Source organism: Flavobacterium tructae, from assembly GCF_001853485.1.
In the GTDB taxonomy this organism is placed as follows: domain Bacteria; phylum Bacteroidota; class Bacteroidia; order Flavobacteriales; family Flavobacteriaceae; genus Flavobacterium; species Flavobacterium tructae.
Genome location: NZ_MIKE01000011.1, coordinates 1,292,886 through 1,308,521 on the forward strand (window position 1 = coordinate 1,292,886; position 15,636 = coordinate 1,308,521).

Here is a 15,636-nt window from a genome sequence, read left to right on the forward strand (position 1 = left end):
AGATTATGTTTGGATGAATTGTGACCTATGATTTTTCGACGGTACAATACAGTAAATAATTTTGAATTCTTTCTAAAAGTCTTTTTTCTAAATAAGCGTTGCCGCCTTTAAGTGTATTTAGTATTTGTACAGCTTGTTTATGATATTCTTTTATCTTTTCCACACTCCAGTCTTCTGGCGGAACCTGTAAATTAGTTATTCTGTCAGCTAATTTCACAGCCCAGACCTCTTTTGATAATGCTTTAATTCGGGCCAGACTATCGGTCATTCTTTCTTCTTTAGGTATTTTAGAATTCTTGGTTAGTGCCAGGACGGCCTGAGCAATTTCTTCATCAAATTCCGCTGTAAGTTCTTCAAAAGTAGTTGCTGTATCTTCAAGAATATCGTGAAGTAATGCAATTTGAATTGCAAATGCAGTATTAAAAGAAGTTGTGTTTTGCGAAGCAAATAGAATTTCCATGGTTACATTGCTTAAATGAACAACATACGGTAAATTGGTTCCGGGAATTACCTGATTCTGATCGGCGTGTCTTTTTGCAGCAAATTTTAGGGTTCTTTGATAGATAGTCTGTAATTCAGTCATAGAAGAGGTACTTTAGGAGAAGCTAAAATACCATTTTTCTATCACAATAGTTGAGGCGCTTTTCCTATATAAATTCAGGAAAGTAATTCGTTTTAACTGCTTGCCACTCTTCGGAAATAATACTGTAATAAACATCATCTTTGCTTTTCCCTTCCGAATCGATATAATTGTTTCTGAAAAGACCTTCTTTGGTTGCTCCCAGTTTTTCAATTGCCCGTTGTGACTTTCTGTTTTCAAGATCAGCGCTGAATTGTATTCTTCTGAATTGAATGGCTTCAAATCCAAAATTTAGCAACTCAAATTTACAGGCTTTGTTTAAGCCGGCTCCCTGAAAATTTTCCCCGTACCAGGTCCAGCCAATTTCACATTTCTGACTTGCAAGATTCAGGTAGCCGTATCTGGTACTTCCTGCAATCCGATTGGTGGCTTTATCAATGATTAAAAAAGGATAACAAATCCCGGCGGCTTTTTGCTGTAGAGTATTTTGAATGTAATTTTCAAAATCTTTCTCATCGCGAACGTACATGCCCATGTATTTCCAGATCCCATCGTCAAAAATGATTTCTTTGAGTTCAATGTTTCTTCGACTCTCAAACGGAATTAATAGTACTTTTTCGTTTTCCAGAATAATTTCTGATTGTAAAATTGTGCTGTCCATGATTCTGATATATATTAAGGTAAAACCGAAAGCGAATGTAAGAGTTTAAATTTTTTAGATAAATCGAATAAAATAACATTTTGTTATATTTTTAAATTAACCCGGAATCCTGGCAAAAATCCAAACGGTTGTGAGTTGCTACAGTAAATAATTGATTTATTTTAAAGCTTATGTACAATTATTACTTATTTTTACGATCTTATATTTAGATTTTTCTTGATGCAAACTCCACTAAAAATTGCTGTTGTTGGTTCCGGATTAGTAGGATCACTCTTGGCGATTTATCTTAAAAAAGCAGGTCATACCGTTCATGTTTATGATCGTAGTCCTGATATCCGTAAAATTAATTTCTCAGGTCGTTCTATAAATCTGGCAATGTCAAATCGGGGCTGGAAAGCACTTGACGGCGTTGGTGTTGGAGATGCCGTTCGGGAAATTGCTATCCCAATGGACAAACGCGCCATTCATTTGGTCGATAAACTCAATTTTCAGAACTACGGTCAGGAAGGTGAGTCCATTTATTCTATTTCCAGAGGAACTTTAAACCGGAAAATGATTGATCTTGCGGAAGAAGCCGGTGCAGAATTTCTTTTCGAACAAAAAATTTGGGACGTGACGTTAAATGATGCTACGTTACATATAGGTGAAACCGAAAGAGGAGAGTGGGAAGAGAAAAAGTACGATATGGTTTTTGGTGCTGATGGTGCTTTCTCAAGAATACGACACAGAATGCAGCGTCAGAGCATGTTCAATTATTCCCAGGAATTTTTGAATATGGGGTACAAAGAGCTAAACATCCCGGCAAATGCAGATGCTTCCCATAAACTGGATAAAAACTCTTTTCATATATGGCCACGTGGTGAGTACATGTTAATCGCGCTTCCTAATCTCGATGGAAGTTTTACCTGTACTTTGTTTATGCCTTTTGAAGGCGAAAATTCATTTGCATCGCTTACAGATCGTAAAATGGTTGAAGACTTCTTTTTGAAGAATTTTCCTGACTCGATCGAAGTAATCCCCGAACTGGCAAATGATTTCTTTAAAAATCCAACCAGTACTTTGGTAACCATGAAATGTTTTCCGTGGACATACGAAGATAAAATTGCTTTAATCGGAGATGCTTGTCATGCCATTGTTCCGTTTTACGGACAAGGAATGAATGCAGGATTTGAAGATATTACCGTTTTAAATGAAATGATCGGGAAATATGGAGACGACTGGAAGAAAATCTTCTCCGAGTATCAAATTTCACGTAAACCGAATGCCGATGCGATTGCCGAATTATCTTATCGCAATTTTATGGAGATGAGTACCAAAACGGCCGATGAAAAATTCTTATTGCAAAAGAAAATCGAAAAAGCATTCTCAGATAAACATCCTGATAAATGGATTCCGCTTTACAGTCGCGTAACCTTTAGTGATCGTCCTTATTCCGAAGCTTTGGCAATTGGCGATTTTCAAAATGTAATAATGGAACAAGTTTTACGAATAGAAAATATTGAAAACATCTGGAACAGTCCGGAAGTAGAAAATAAAATACTGGAATTACTTCAGAAATAAATCAATCTCAAAAAGCAATATCAATAACAATGACAATGTCTCCATCAGTTTCAAATTGATTTTTGACATTGTCATTGATTTTTGATAGGTTATTTTTTGAATATTTTTGATAAAACCCCAAAAACACCTCTTATAAAGGTAGCGCTGGTAACCACTTTTAAAACCGATTTACCAACTACACTGGCTGTGCTTGGTTCAGATTTAGATGATTTTGTCGGTGTTTCTTCTTCCTGTTCTGCAGCCGCCTGAGTGGCATCTTCAATTTTCTTATTCAGAATTTCATAAGCGCTCTCCCGATCAATCTCTTCAAGGTATTTTTTTACGAGTTTCGATTTGCTGTTGATCCCTTCAATTTCTTCAGCAGTTAACACATCCATTCGACTCATAGGTGCACGCATCATAGTCGCTACAAGCGGAGTAGGGACTCCCTTTTCATTCAATGCAGTTACCAAAGCCTCTCCAATTCCTAAACTGGTTAGTAACTCATCTGTCTTATAATAAGGAGAAGTTGGATAATTGTCTGCTGTTTTTTTAATCGCCTGACGGTCATTGGCAGTAAAAGCTCTTAGCGCATGCTGAATCTTTAAACCCAATTGTGCCAATACACCACTCGGGACGTCCATTGGATTCTGAGTTACAAAATAAATTCCAACTCCTTTAGAACGTATTAGTTTTACAATCGTTTCGATTTGTTCCAGAAGAGCCTTGCTGGCTTCATTAAAAATTAAATGTGCTTCATCAATAAAAATAACCAGTTCAGGTTGTACAACATCTCCTTTTTCCGGCATTTGCTGATAAATCTCAGCCAATAAACTCAGCATAAAAGTCGAGAACAATTTAGGTTTGTCCTGAATATCCGTCAAACGAATAATGTTTACGTAACCCTTTCCGTTTTCATCAATTCGCATTAAATCATCAATTTCAAACGAAAGTTCACCAAAGAACAAGTCACCGCCTTGCTGCTCTAATTCTATGATTTTTCTCAAAATCGTTCCTGTAGTTGCGGTTGAAATTTTGCCATAATTGGCAGATATTTCATCTTTGCCTTCCTCGGTAATATAATTAAGGACCTTTTTAATATCCTTTAAATCCAAAAGGGGCATTTTATTATCATCACAGTATTTAAAGATAACGGCAACTACACCTGCCTGGGTATCATTCAGGTCTAATATTCGGGAAAACAATACCGGTCCGAACTCCGAAACAGTAGCTCTTAAACGAACTCCGTTCTGTTTTGAGAGTGACATTAATTCAACAGGAAAAGAAGCTATATTATAAGGTATGTTTATTTTAGCATGACGCTCTGTTATAAAACCTTCTTCTTTACCTTCTTCGGCGATTCCACTAAAGTCACCTTTAATATCCATCATCAAAACGGGAACTCCCACATTCGAAAGTTGCTCAGAGAAAACCTGTATCGTTTTGGTTTTTCCGGTTCCCGTTGCCCCCGCAATCAACCCGTGGCGGTTTAATGTTTTTAAAGGAATTTTGACATGAGCTTCTCCAAGTGGTTCTCCGTCCAGAATGGCACTTCCAAGAACAATACTATCTCCCTTCGAAGAATAGCCATTGTTGATATCCTGAATGAAATTGTCTTTTTTATTCATGTTTTTATTTGTAATTTAGATGATTATAAGAGGTTTGCTAGGTTTATTAACATTTTAGGCTGTTTTTCTTTAGTAGGAAAAAACTTTTTTGGGTTAAAAAAAATATAAAAAACAATTTCGCAACTTTTTAAGAAGATATCAATGGAATGTTTGAATATTTACTAAAACGTTGTAATTTTCCCATTATTAGCCCTTATTTTTGTTTTATCTAAAAAATGATATCGGCAATTTAATGAGATATTTTTTAAATTGACGTTAAATTTCCTTCAATTAAATTAAAAAAAGTTTTTTTATTTAAACTAAACGTATAAATTTGCTCCTCTACAAGTTAAATATAACTAAAAAATAAAATTATTTAAAACTATTAAAATTAAAAAAAATGGCAAACGTTAAAGTTAAAAAAGAAAGCACTTCAAACGGAGGAGGAATGATCACTGGAATCATTATTGTAGCGTGTATTTTAGTTGGGGTGTTTATTTGGAAAGTAATCATGGGAGATGCAGCTAACTTTGAAGGAGGAAATCCAGAAACTGGTCACCCTATTAATACATTAGGACAGGTTTATAAAGGAGGTTTTATCGTACCAGTATTATTAGGTATGTTTTTAATGGTTGTTGTTTTTTCTATTGAAAGATTTATTGTTATCGGTAAAGCTGCTGGTAAAGCTAACTTAGATACATTTATGAAAAATGTACAAGGAAGCATTAAAGAAGGAAACATCGAGGCTGCTATCGCTTCATGTGACAAACAACAAGGTTCAGTTGCAAATGCAATTAAATCTGCTTTGATTAAATATCAAGATGTTAAAAAAGAAGGTTTCAACAGTGAAGAAGCTTCAGAAGTAATCCACAAAGAAATCGAAGAGGCAACTTCATTAGAAATGCCAATGTTAGAAAAAAACATGACTATTATCTCTACTTTAGTATCATTAGGAACTTTAGGAGGATTATTAGGAACAGTATCTGGTATGATTAAAGCGTTTGGTGCGTTAGCTTCTGCTGGAACTCCAGACCAGGCTGCTCTTGCAACAGGTATTTCTGAGGCACTTATCAACACTGCAACAGGTATCTCTACTTCAATCTTAGCGATCGTTTCTTACAACTTCTTTACTGCTAAAATTGATGATTTAACTTACTCTATCGATGAGGCTGGTACTACAATCGTAAATACTTACAGAAGATTCAGAGGAAGTTTGAAACAATAATTAATTTTTGATATTATATAATTAATTATTTATCAAAATAAAATAAAAGAGAATGGCTAAAATAAAAATGAAAAAAAAGTCAACATCGACAGATATGACTGCCATGTGTGATGTTGCGTTCCTTTTGCTTACGTTCTTTATTTTGACCGCTACTGCTAAGGTGCCAGAAGCACTTCCTGTAGATATGCCTTCTTCTACTGTTCAAAGTAAATTACCAGATTCTGATTTGGCAATTATTACGATCGGTAAAGGAGCAGACGGAAAAAGCAAAGTGTTTTTTGATATCAAAGGAAGAGAGATTCGTAAAAGAACTCTTGAAGGAATGGGAGCTAAATTTGGTGTGACTTTCTCAGAAGATGATAAAACTAAATTTGCCTTAATGGATGACTTCGGTGTACCAGTAGCAAATTTGAAACAAATTATCGCTATGAAAGCTGCGGATAGAGTGAAAGCTGATCAACCTGGAATTCCAATTGATTCTTTAGACAATCAATTAAAAGAATGGCTTTTGGTTTCAAGAAGAGCCGCAATTGACCTTGATGATAAAGAATTGCAGATTGCGATCAAAGGTGACGCTAAAGAGCAGTATCCACAAATCAAAAAGATTATGGATATTTTACAAGATCAAAAAATCAATTCCTTTAACTTAGTTACAGGTATGAGAGGAAAAGACTTTTAATTAAAAAAGATACACTAAAATGGCTGAATTAAATACCGGCGACGGTGGTGGCGGAAAAGGTGGTAAAGTAAGAAGTAAAAAGCAAAACTCGAAAGTCGATTTAACGGCGATGGTAGATTTGGCATTCTTATTGATCACATTCTTTATGTTAACCACATCGTTGTCAAAACCTCAATCGATGGATTTGTCTTTACCAGATAAAGATCCAGACGATAAGACACCTCCAGTTAAGGTTGATGAGAATCGTACAATGACTGTTATGATGGGGGAAAACAATAAAATGGTTTATTATATGGGATTATTGGCAACACCTAAGGTTGGGCCTAAAGATATTGCATATGGTAAGGATGGTATTCGTAAGGAGTTATTGAAGCAAAAGAAAGAAGTATTAGCTTACTCTGCTGCTTTAGGAAAACCTAAGAATGGAATTATAGTTATCATTAAGCCAACTAAAAAAGCAACTTACCGCAATTTAGTTGATATGTTGGATGAGATGGCTATCACTGGAGTAGATACTTATGCTATCGTTCCTGAGTTTTCACCTGAGGAAACAAAATTGATTGATAAACAATAAGGGTTGTCTTTTTTTGAACCTCCTAATAATCAAGAAAAATGAAATTAGATATAATTAAAAATCAGTGGCTTGATATCGTATTCGAAGGGCGTAATAAGATATATGGTGCATATGAGTTAAGAAAATCGAACGGTAAGACGACTGTAAAGTCTCTTATTATTGGATCGGTTATTTTTAGCTTTGCTGTGGCAGCTCCTCTTATTGCAAGCTTTTTACCAGATTCTAGTGAAGATGATGTGAATAATGATATTAAGATTGCGACAGTAAAATTACCTCCTAAAAAAGAGGAAGTAAAGCCAAACCAACCACCACCACCACCACCACCACCAAAAGTGGATCAGGTGAAGTTCGTGAAACCGGTTGTTGCTAAGGCAAATGAAGTTACTGAAGATCCTCCGAAAATTGAGGAACTTAAAGATAAAAAAGTAGGTAACGAAACCATCAAAGGAGATCCGGATGCAGTTTTAACTGTTGATGAGCCAGTTGGAAAAGGACCAGTTACAGAGATCATTCAGGAAGATAACAACGTTTATAATACTGCAGGTATCGAAGTAAAACCAGATTTCCCTGGAGGAATTGAGAAATTCTACAAATTCGTAGGAAACAATTACAAGACTCCGGAAGAAGAAGGTTTAAAAGGTAAAGTTTATGTTACTTTTGTAGTTGAAAAAGACGGTTCATTAACCGACATTAAAGTTTTAAGGGATATCGGTTACGGTACAGGAGCAGAAGCAATTCGTGTTCTTAAAAAGTGTCCAAAATGGACTCCCGGCGAGCAAAATGGTAAAAAAGTTAGGGTACTTTACTCTCTGCCTATTACTATTCAATCTGCAGAATAATGTTAAAAGGTATACTTAATAATATTCAGAAGAAATCGCTCAAAGAGCGATTTCTTCTTGTTTTAGGAATACTGTTCTTTTTAATATATCTTGTACTCGGTTTAATGATCATGTTTTGGGAGAAACTTCCGCTAAATATGGAGCAAAAGTATAGATATGCTTTTGGAGGATTATTGATAGTGTATTCAGCCATTCGTTTTTTGAGATTAATTAATTCAAACGCAGAATAATTATGTTAAAGTATAGTAAGATTGCAGGCTTGGTTGTTTTTGTTTTTTTGTTTGCCATGTGCAACCAAAAAAGTAAAAACGATAAAGAAACAATTTTAAAAGGAGCAATCGATATTACTGTCGATGAAACTATAAAACCTATTGTGGACGATCAGGTTGCTGTCTTCGAAGGAACTTATTACGATGCAAAGATTACGGTAAAACCTAAGTCAGAAGCTGAGCTTATAAATGATTTACTCAATCAGAAAGCTTCAGTAGTAGTGACAACGAGAGATTTGACTAAAGAAGAATTGGCTAAATTCGAAAAAAGTAAAATAAAACCCAGAGTTACCCCTTTTGCGACAGATGCAATAGCTTTTATTTCGAACAAAGGCAATAATGATACATTAATAGCGTTGGAAACGGTAATCGATTTTATGCAGGGCAAACCTGATGCAAGAATTAAAGGACTTGTGTTTGATAATCCAAATTCAAGTAGCGTACGTTATATGAAAGAATTGGCTAAAGTTAAAGATGTTCCTGCAAAAGGTGTGTTTTCTTTTAAAACGAACGATGAAGTCATTAAATTTGTATCTGAGAATGATGGTATGATCGGGGTAGTTGGTGTAAACTGGCTTTCTCAGCCTTCACCAAACATGGTAGATGTGGTTAAGAAAATAAATGTATTGAGTGTTAAAGGATTAAACAGTAATCAATATTATAGCCCAACTCAAAATGATCTTGCAGAAGTGAAATACCCTTTGGCACGTGATTTGTTTATCATAAATTGCCAGGGTTATTCTGGCTTGGGAATGGGGTTTGCATCCTTTATTGCCGGCGATATCGGACAGAGGATAGTTCTGAAATCAGGTTTGTTACCAGTTAGAACTCCTGGAAGAAAGCTTAAAATAAGGAATCAAATAGTAAAAGATAAAGAATAAATTAATTACAATTAGAGATGAATAAATTTAAAATTTTTAGTCTTGCCTTAGTTGCTTCAGCTACTGTAGTAAAAGCGCAAGATATCAAAGAAGCTAAAAAAGCAATCGATGCTGAGCAATTTCAAAAAGCAAAGTCATTGCTAAAATCAATCATCAAAGCAAAACCTTCTGATGGAGAAGCTAATTTTGTTTTAGGTAATGTGTATTTAAATCAGGCAATCATTGATTCTGCTAAAATTTATTATACAAATGGTTTACAGGCATCAGATAAGAAAAACTTAAATTATATTGGATTAGGTCAGTTAGATCTTGATGCGAAGAATGCTGCTGCAGCTCAGGCAAATTTTGCTTTAGCCGCAAAAGATATGAAGCGTAAAGATGTAGAGGAATTCATTTACATTGGTAGAGCTTACATGAATTCTTCTTCACCTGATTATACAAATGCGATAGCTGTTTTGAAGCGTGCGTTGGTAATTGATCCTCAAAATGCAACAGCACTTTTAGCTATTGGTGATGCATACTACGGAGCAAACAATCAAAATGATGCTTACAAGGCATACCGTGATGCATTTACAGCTGATCCAACACTTTTAAGAGCAAAAATGCAGCTAGGAGTTTTATTAAAAGGTGCTAAATCTTATGATGAAGCAATTAAATCTTTTAATGAAGTAATTGCTTTGAACGCTAATTATGGTCCGGTTTACAGAGAGTTGGCTGAGACTTACTATAAATGGGGAAGAAATAAACCATCTACTTCTAAAGTTAACATGCAAAATGCAATTACAAACTACGAGAAGTATTTAAGTCTTACGGATTACTCTTTAGATTCTAAAATGCGTCACGCAGATTTCTTAATCTTGGTTAAGGATTATAAAAGTTTAGAGACTGTTGCAAACAAAATGATTGCTGAGGATAAAGTAAATCCTAGAATTTTCAGATATTTAGGTTATGCTGCTTATGAGAATGGAAATGTAGATGTAGCGATCAAATCTATTGAGGATTATATCAAAGTACCTTCTAACAAAGTAATTGGTAGAGATTATTTGTATTTAGGTTTATCTAAAATTAAAAAAGGAACTGCTGCTGACGGAACTGTTGATCAGGCTTCTTTTGATGCTGGTATAGCTGATATCAAAAAAGCGATCGAACTAGAGCCTTTAGTGGTTGAAGAATTATCTGATTTAGGAAAAGCTTTGTTCGGGAAAAAACAATTTGCTCAGGCTGCTACTGTTTTAGAGCTTGGAACAACAAACAAAGAGTCTAAAAACTACTTAGATGATAATATTTACTACGGTATTTCTCTTTATTATGCTAACGCAAATAAAACAAATGGAGCTGCAGATGCTGTGGCTTTAGGAAAAGCGGATGTTGCTTTTGACAGAATCTTAGAAGCTTCTCCAACTTATAATGAGGCTTACTTATACAAAGGTAGAATTAACAACTTGTTAGAGAAAGATGATTTAATCATTAAAAACTACGAAGAGTACGTAACAAGAATTACTGCAAAAGGTGCTGAAGAATTGGCTAAGCCAGCTACAGTTAAAAAAGTTGTAGAAGCTTACAATAGTATCGGTGCTAGTTATGCAAATACTGATAAAGCAAAGGCAATTGAATATTTCAATAAGAGTTTAGCTTTAGATCCTGCAAATGCTTACGCTGCGCAATCTGTAAAAGCTCTAAAATAATATAAATTTACAGTCAAATATAAAGCCGATAGTTTTTTTGAACTATCGGTTTTTTTTGTTCCGTATTTAATTGACTATCTTTGCACTTTAAAATAGAATAATGTTATCAAAAGAAATACAATTAGAAGTAAATAAAGGAGCGATGTTACCTTTGATGGAAGAATTTTATACCATTCAGGGAGAAGGGTTCCATACTGGGACAGCTGCTTACTTTATACGAATTGGAGGTTGCGATGTGGGTTGTCACTGGTGTGACGTGAAGGAAAGTTGGAATGCTGAGTTGCATCCGCCAACAAGTATTGATTTAATTGTAAATAATGCATCAAGTCAGGCTGATACTGTTGTGATTACAGGTGGTGAGCCTTTGACGTGGGATATGAGTTTATTGACTCAACAGTTGAAGGATAAAAACATGAAAGTTCATATCGAGACTTCAGGAGCTTATCCGTTATCAGGTACTTGGGATTGGATTTGTCTTTCGCCTAAAAAAAATAAATTGCCTACTCAAACGGTGTATGACAATGCGCATGAGTTGAAGGTAATTATTTATAACAAACACGATTTTATTTTTGCAGAAGAGCAAGCTGAGTTGGTAAATGACAACGCAATTTTGTTTCTTCAGCCGGAATGGAGTAAAAAAGAAGAAATGACACCTCTGATTGTGGATTATGTGATGAACAACCCAAAATGGAGAGTTTCGCTTCAAACGCATAAATATTTAAATATTCCTTAAGGTATCTAAATAAAAAATCTCTTCAATTGAAGAGATTTTTTGTTTTTGGTAAATAGTATACACTGTGTAAAAAGGAAACATCAGATTTAGATCCAATTTTTGCTGTTTTTTAAATTTGTTATATGGGCCAGGTGATGGTTGCTGTGCCAGGCATACATTCCGATGATTTGTTTGATCAGAAATTCGGAGTTATTTTCGGGATGAATAAATGATTTGTTTAAATCTTTCGGACTTAGATTTTTCATGATATAAGCTAGTCTGTAATGTAGTCCTTCCAGTAATTGTAAGGTTGGTTGGATGGGCATGGTTAGATTGTCCTGCAATTCAGACCATAATTTTTCATCATAAGCTTTTATTACAGGATTATTTTCGGTTAAAGCCCATTTTATTCTGATATAACAGTTCATGTGGCTTTCGGCGCAATGATGAATTACTTGGCGTATGGTCCATCCGTCCGGACGATAAGGAGTGTCTAGTTGTTCGTCGGTTAAATGAATCGTTTCTTTTTTTAATCTTTCAGGAAAAGAGGCAATGATGGCAACACTATCGGAAATGTACTCCGAGGTATAATCTGTTGGAGTTTTAAACTTTCCGATTGGATATTTTAGTTTTTCTAAATCTGTTTCGTTCATGTTTTGTTGTTTTATATAGAAAGTTTAGCCAAATAATCGTAGTGGTCGCCTTCAAGGATGAGCTCACATTTTAATCCATTTGCAGCAGCGGCATTTTGAAGAGTGTTGTAATCAAGGTACAGCCAGTCGAACGGCTCTTCTTTCTCGCCTTTATAAGAAATGTTGAACACAAGCTCTCCATAATAATCGTTATCGGATGGGATCCATTTTCCGCCATCTTCGTCTTCGTCAAACATGTAGATAATGTCTGAGCTGTCAAGTAAAATTTGTCCGCCTGGGTTCAGAAGTGATTTTAGTTTAGAAAGATATTGGTTGCAATTCTCTAGTTTACCAAAAATTCCCACTCCATTCATTAGTAAAATGATAGTATCGAATTTTTCTCCTTCAAAATCCAGAATATTTTTGACTATAGCATTTTTGACTCCGCGAAGCTTACAGGTTTCGATTGCATTTTTTGAGATGTCAATTGAAACAAGCTCCAGATTTCTATCATTTTGTAAAGATAAACTATGACTTCCGGCTCCGCAGCCTACGTCCAGAGTTTTTCCGAAGGCTAATTGCAGTGCTTTTTGTTCGAGTTTAGGCATTTCATTGTACGAACGGAATAAATAATCCACACTCATTTCATCTTCTTCAGAAATCGAAGTTTCAGTGATAATATTCTCAGGTGAATTATTGGTTTGGAAATCGTACATAGCTTTCCCGAAAAGATCTTTCATTGTATTTTAGTTCAAAGTTTAAGGTTACAAGTTTAAAGTTGTTTAATTTTGCAGTTCAACTTTAAATCTTAAACTTGAAGCAAATTTTAAATAACTTAAATAAGTTAGCCAAAGATAAGCATATCGAAAATAAAAAGTATTTCGATAAGCTTAAAAAGAAACAGCCAAAGAATTTGGATTATGTAATGCAGGATTTACATGATGCCGAATTTAAGAAAACAGACTGCTTGCAATGTGCGAATTGCTGCAAAACTACCGGGCCTTTGTTTACTTTGGCTGATATCGAAAGAATTTCAAAATCATTCCGACAAAAGCCGCAGCAATTTATCGAACAATATCTCAGAATTGATGAGGACAAAGATTATGTTTTGAAAAGTGTTCCTTGTACTTTTTTGGATAATGAAAATTATTGTATGATTTATGATGTTCGTCCGAAAGCATGCAGAGAATTTCCGCATACAGATCGTAAAAAGTTTCATCAGATAGCGGACTTAACATTGAAGAATGTTGCCATTTGTCCTGCTGCATATAATATAGTGGAGGAAATGAAGAAAAAGCTTCCTTTGTAACCTTCTAAACATTTGATAATTGTTCTTAGAAGCAATTCATTTTTGCTTTTTAAAATGTACTTTTGATTCGAATGAACCGGAAACGGATGTAATTAATAATTTCAAGACAACATAAAATTTGAGTTTAGAATATTTCATAGCTAAAAGGTTAATTACTGCAAAGGATTTTAAAAGCAGTATTTCCGCGCCTATTATTAAAATTGCTATTTCGGCCATCGCTATTGGTATGATAATGATGATCGTTTCTGTTGCGACAGGGATTGGTCTTCAAAAAAAAATAAGGGATAAAGTTTCGGCTTTCAACGGGCAGATTATAATTTCAAACTACGATAATAATAATTCTGATGTTACTTTGATTCCTATTTCGAAAAAACAGGAGTTTTATCCTGAATTTAAATCAGTTCCTGAGGTGAATCATATTCAGGCAGTCGCTAGTAAAGCTGGTATTATCAGGACAGAGAATTCTTTTGAAGGTATAATCTTCAAAGGAGTCGGAGCGGATTATGACTGGAAAAATATAGAAGAGTATTTGGTTGAAGGGAAGTTGCCTGATTTTTCAGCTACTTTAAACGAAGATGTTTTGATTTCAAAATTCCTTGCAGATCGGCTTCATCTTAAAGTAGGAGATAATTTTAATACTTTTTTTATCAAAGAAGAGCAAGGGAAAATGCCTAATAGCCGCCGATTCAGAATCGCAGGTGTTTTTAGTTCAGGTTTTCAGGATTTTGATGCCACTTATATATTGGGGGATATAAGGCATATTCAAAGAATTAATAAATGGAGTCCCAATCAGATTGGCGCTTTTGAGGTATTCATTAATGACTTTGATGCTATTAAAACAACAGGAGAAAAAATCTACGATCAAACATCATCTAATCTGGATACCAAAACAATAATAGAGAAGTACAGTTATATATTTGATTGGTTGCAGCTTTTCGATTTTAATATCATAGTAATATTAGGGGTAATGATATTGGTGGCTACCATTAACATGGTTGTAGCGCTGTTGGTTTTGATTTTAGAACGAACCCAAATGATTGGAATTTTAAAAGCGTTGGGAGCTAATAACTGGATGGTTCGTAAAGTGTTTTTATATAACGCGTTCTATCTGATTGTTCGGGGATTGTTTTGGGGAAATTTAATTGGTATTGCTTTGTTGTTAATTCAACAGCAGTTTGGAGTGATTCGCTTAAATCCTGAAAATTACTATGTAAATCAGGCTCCGGTCTATTTTAATATTTGGCATATTATTTTATTGAATTTGCTAACGGTTGGAGTTTGTTTTGTAGTGCTGTTGATTCCTTCCTATATAATCACAAAGATTTCTCCGGTTAAAGCTATTCGTTTCGAGTAATTGTATTGTTCTGGAGTGTATATACAACCCGACAGGTTTTCAAAACCTGTCGGGTTTGTTTTTTTTACTACCTATATATAAGGAGTGATTTCGTCCAGCTGAGCGAAAATGCAAGAAAAGCAGTTTCTGTCCAGCTGAGCGAAGTCGAAGCTTTATCCCGCTATCCGCTTCAATCTTTTGCTTTTTAAAGGAAAAATCAAAAGGATTTCCACTACTATCGGGGCTAGGGTATGGGTTTTCAAAAGAAATAAGGCAAGAAAAACAAAAACTTCGCGCCTTTGCGTCTTTGCGAGATTAGTAAGAAACCAGTAAAAATGGGGCTTTGTATCTAGTAGTTTCATTTGAACGAAGAAAAACCTTTCAAAGCTGAAAATAATTTAATTTGTAAAAGAGGTGTTATCAGGGTGTTAAGATAAAGTTTCGAAAAAGATTAAAAATAAGTTTAGAAAAAGCTTGTAAAAGCGGATAAAGTGACTACTTTTGCACCCGCAACAGCGATAAACGTTCACCGAAATACTGACAAGCGAAGGGATTAAAACGAAAAGAAATTTTCAAAAAAAGATTCCAAAAAGCTTGCGAGTAAAGAAAGAAAGTTTTAAGTTTGCACCCCGCAAAACAAGGGAAGTTCATTGAAAGATTGGTAAGGAGAGAAGTTAAAAACGAAAAGAAATTTTCTAAAAAAAAACTTCAAAAAACTCTTGCCGATTAGAAATAAGTTTTCTACTTTTGCACCCGCTTTGAGAGACAAGCGAAATTAAGAAAAAAGAATACGTTCGTAGACATATTGAATTGACAGCCGTTCTGATGAAAATCAGAACAAAAGAATAAGAGTAATAGAATCGTAAGATTCGAAAAGAACCGATAGATATCATCGAGATATAATATAAAAATATACGATGAAGAGTTTGATCCTGGCTCAGGATGAACGCTAGCGGCAGGCTTAACACATGCAAGTCGAGGGGTATATGTCTTCGGATATAGAGACCGGCGCACGGGTGCGTAACGCGTATGCAATCTACCTTTTACAGAGGGATAGCCCAGAGAAATTTGGATTAATACCTCATAGTATAGTGACTCGGCATCGAGATAC

The 15,636-nt window shown here is 34.9% G+C and carries 16 protein-coding genes and 1 rRNA gene; 12 read left to right on the forward strand and 5 right to left on the reverse strand.

Translation table 11 applies throughout. The features are described from left to right. Positions 1-25: 25 nt before the first annotated feature. A complete protein-coding gene (locus tag BHE19_RS07550) occupies positions 26-583 on the reverse strand; it encodes an HD domain-containing protein (RefSeq protein ID WP_070906545.1) in 558 nt (185 codons plus the stop codon). 64 nt (positions 584-647) lie between these two features. Continuing rightward, on the reverse strand, positions 648-1,241 hold the full coding sequence (locus BHE19_RS07555) for a GNAT family N-acetyltransferase (protein ID WP_070906546.1): 594 nt from the start codon (positions 1,239-1,241) through the stop codon (positions 648-650). Positions 1,242-1,460: 219 nt separating this feature from the next. Between BHE19_RS07555 and BHE19_RS07560 the strand changes: the two genes are divergently transcribed. Beyond that, on the forward strand, positions 1,461-2,801 hold the full coding sequence (locus tag BHE19_RS07560) for an FAD-dependent oxidoreductase (protein ID WP_070906547.1): 1,341 nt from the start codon (positions 1,461-1,463) through the stop codon (positions 2,799-2,801). 89 nt (positions 2,802-2,890) lie between these two features. Here the strand turns inward: BHE19_RS07560 and BHE19_RS07565 are convergent, their stop codons facing one another. Beyond that, entirely contained in the window at positions 2,891-4,408 is a 1,518-nt protein-coding gene (locus BHE19_RS07565; protein WP_070906548.1) for a helicase HerA-like domain-containing protein, read from the reverse strand. Between the two features lie 379 nt (positions 4,409-4,787). Here BHE19_RS07565 and BHE19_RS07570 point away from each other — a divergent pair, with 379 nt between their 5' ends. The 8 genes from BHE19_RS07570 (at position 4,788) to BHE19_RS07605 (ending at position 11,272) form a co-directional block, all read left to right on the forward strand. Next, a complete protein-coding gene (locus tag BHE19_RS07570) occupies positions 4,788-5,612 on the forward strand; it encodes a MotA/TolQ/ExbB proton channel family protein (RefSeq protein ID WP_017496148.1) in 825 nt (274 codons plus the stop codon). A 52-nt stretch (positions 5,613-5,664) separates the two neighbouring features. Continuing rightward, positions 5,665-6,291 carry an ExbD/TolR family protein gene (locus BHE19_RS07575; RefSeq protein ID WP_017496147.1) on the forward strand — a complete coding sequence of 209 codons (627 nt, stop codon included), beginning with the start codon at positions 5,665-5,667 and terminating at the stop codon, positions 6,289-6,291. A gap of 19 nt (positions 6,292-6,310) precedes the next feature. After that, complete coding sequence (locus BHE19_RS07580) at positions 6,311-6,865, forward strand: ExbD/TolR family protein (protein ID WP_070906549.1); 555 nt, start codon at positions 6,311-6,313, stop codon at positions 6,863-6,865. Positions 6,866-6,903: 38 nt separating this feature from the next. Continuing rightward, positions 6,904-7,704 carry an energy transducer TonB gene (locus BHE19_RS07585; protein WP_070906550.1) on the forward strand — a complete coding sequence of 267 codons (801 nt, stop codon included), beginning with the start codon at positions 6,904-6,906 and terminating at the stop codon, positions 7,702-7,704. Then, the gene (locus tag BHE19_RS22945; RefSeq protein WP_017496144.1) at positions 7,704-7,934 is read left to right on the forward strand and encodes a hypothetical protein; all 231 of its coding nucleotides are present in this window, start codon (positions 7,704-7,706) and stop codon (positions 7,932-7,934) included. The genes BHE19_RS07585 and BHE19_RS22945 overlap by 1 nt, the downstream gene beginning before the upstream one ends. 2 nt (positions 7,935-7,936) lie before the next feature. Next, the gene (locus BHE19_RS07595; protein ID WP_070906551.1) at positions 7,937-8,854 is read left to right on the forward strand and encodes a PstS family phosphate ABC transporter substrate-binding protein; all 918 of its coding nucleotides are present in this window, start codon (positions 7,937-7,939) and stop codon (positions 8,852-8,854) included. 17 nt (positions 8,855-8,871) lie between these two features. Further along, a complete protein-coding gene (locus BHE19_RS07600; protein WP_070906552.1) occupies positions 8,872-10,539 on the forward strand; it encodes a tetratricopeptide repeat protein in 1,668 nt (555 codons plus the stop codon). Positions 10,540-10,639: 100 nt separating this feature from the next. Continuing rightward, complete coding sequence (locus tag BHE19_RS07605; protein WP_017496141.1) at positions 10,640-11,272, forward strand: 7-carboxy-7-deazaguanine synthase QueE; 633 nt, start codon at positions 10,640-10,642, stop codon at positions 11,270-11,272. 86 nt (positions 11,273-11,358) lie between these two features. Here the strand turns inward: BHE19_RS07605 and BHE19_RS07610 are convergent, their stop codons facing one another. Next, positions 11,359-11,904, reverse strand: coding sequence for a YfiT family bacillithiol transferase (locus BHE19_RS07610; protein ID WP_070906553.1), 546 nt, complete (start codon positions 11,902-11,904; stop codon positions 11,359-11,361). An 11-nt stretch (positions 11,905-11,915) separates the two neighbouring features. Continuing rightward, positions 11,916-12,623 carry a class I SAM-dependent methyltransferase gene (locus tag BHE19_RS07615; protein WP_070906554.1) on the reverse strand — a complete coding sequence of 236 codons (708 nt, stop codon included), beginning with the start codon at positions 12,621-12,623 and terminating at the stop codon, positions 11,916-11,918. A gap of 74 nt (positions 12,624-12,697) precedes the next feature. Here BHE19_RS07615 and BHE19_RS07620 point away from each other — a divergent pair, with 74 nt between their 5' ends. The 3 genes from BHE19_RS07620 to BHE19_RS07635 all read left to right on the forward strand — a co-directional run. Then, positions 12,698-13,192 (forward strand): YkgJ family cysteine cluster protein, encoded by a 495-nt coding sequence (locus BHE19_RS07620; protein ID WP_017498845.1) that lies wholly within the window; start codon positions 12,698-12,700, stop codon positions 13,190-13,192. Between the two features lie 118 nt (positions 13,193-13,310). Beyond that, a complete protein-coding gene (locus BHE19_RS07625; protein WP_070906555.1) occupies positions 13,311-14,546 on the forward strand; it encodes an ABC transporter permease in 1,236 nt (411 codons plus the stop codon). Positions 14,547-15,439: 893 nt separating this feature from the next. Then, a 16S ribosomal RNA gene (locus tag BHE19_RS07635) occupies positions 15,440-15,636 on the forward strand; the annotation flags it as partial.

Excerpts from the sequence above, each read along its gene's own strand:
- BHE19_RS07550 (WP_070906545.1), bottom strand. The coding sequence starts at position 583 with ATGACTGAATTACAGACTATCTATCAAAGAACCCTAAAATTTGCTGCA.
- BHE19_RS07555 (WP_070906546.1), bottom strand. The coding sequence starts at position 1,241 with ATGGACAGCACAATTTTACAATCAGAAATTATTCTGGAAAACGAAAAA.
- BHE19_RS07560 (WP_070906547.1), top strand. The coding sequence starts at position 1,461 with ATGCAAACTCCACTAAAAATTGCTGTTGTTGGTTCCGGATTAGTAGGA.
- BHE19_RS07565 (WP_070906548.1), bottom strand. The coding sequence starts at position 4,408 with ATGAATAAAAAAGACAATTTCATTCAGGATATCAACAATGGCTATTCT.
- BHE19_RS07570 (WP_017496148.1), top strand. The coding sequence starts at position 4,788 with ATGGCAAACGTTAAAGTTAAAAAAGAAAGCACTTCAAACGGAGGAGGA.
- BHE19_RS07575 (WP_017496147.1), top strand. The coding sequence starts at position 5,665 with ATGGCTAAAATAAAAATGAAAAAAAAGTCAACATCGACAGATATGACT.
- BHE19_RS07580 (WP_070906549.1), top strand. The coding sequence starts at position 6,311 with ATGGCTGAATTAAATACCGGCGACGGTGGTGGCGGAAAAGGTGGTAAA.
- BHE19_RS07585 (WP_070906550.1), top strand. The coding sequence starts at position 6,904 with ATGAAATTAGATATAATTAAAAATCAGTGGCTTGATATCGTATTCGAA.
- BHE19_RS22945 (WP_017496144.1), top strand. The coding sequence starts at position 7,704 with ATGTTAAAAGGTATACTTAATAATATTCAGAAGAAATCGCTCAAAGAG.
- BHE19_RS07595 (WP_070906551.1), top strand. The coding sequence starts at position 7,937 with ATGTTAAAGTATAGTAAGATTGCAGGCTTGGTTGTTTTTGTTTTTTTG.
- BHE19_RS07600 (WP_070906552.1), top strand. The coding sequence starts at position 8,872 with ATGAATAAATTTAAAATTTTTAGTCTTGCCTTAGTTGCTTCAGCTACT.
- BHE19_RS07605 (WP_017496141.1), top strand. The coding sequence starts at position 10,640 with ATGTTATCAAAAGAAATACAATTAGAAGTAAATAAAGGAGCGATGTTA.
- BHE19_RS07610 (WP_070906553.1), bottom strand. The coding sequence starts at position 11,904 with ATGAACGAAACAGATTTAGAAAAACTAAAATATCCAATCGGAAAGTTT.
- BHE19_RS07615 (WP_070906554.1), bottom strand. The coding sequence starts at position 12,623 with ATGAAAGATCTTTTCGGGAAAGCTATGTACGATTTCCAAACCAATAAT.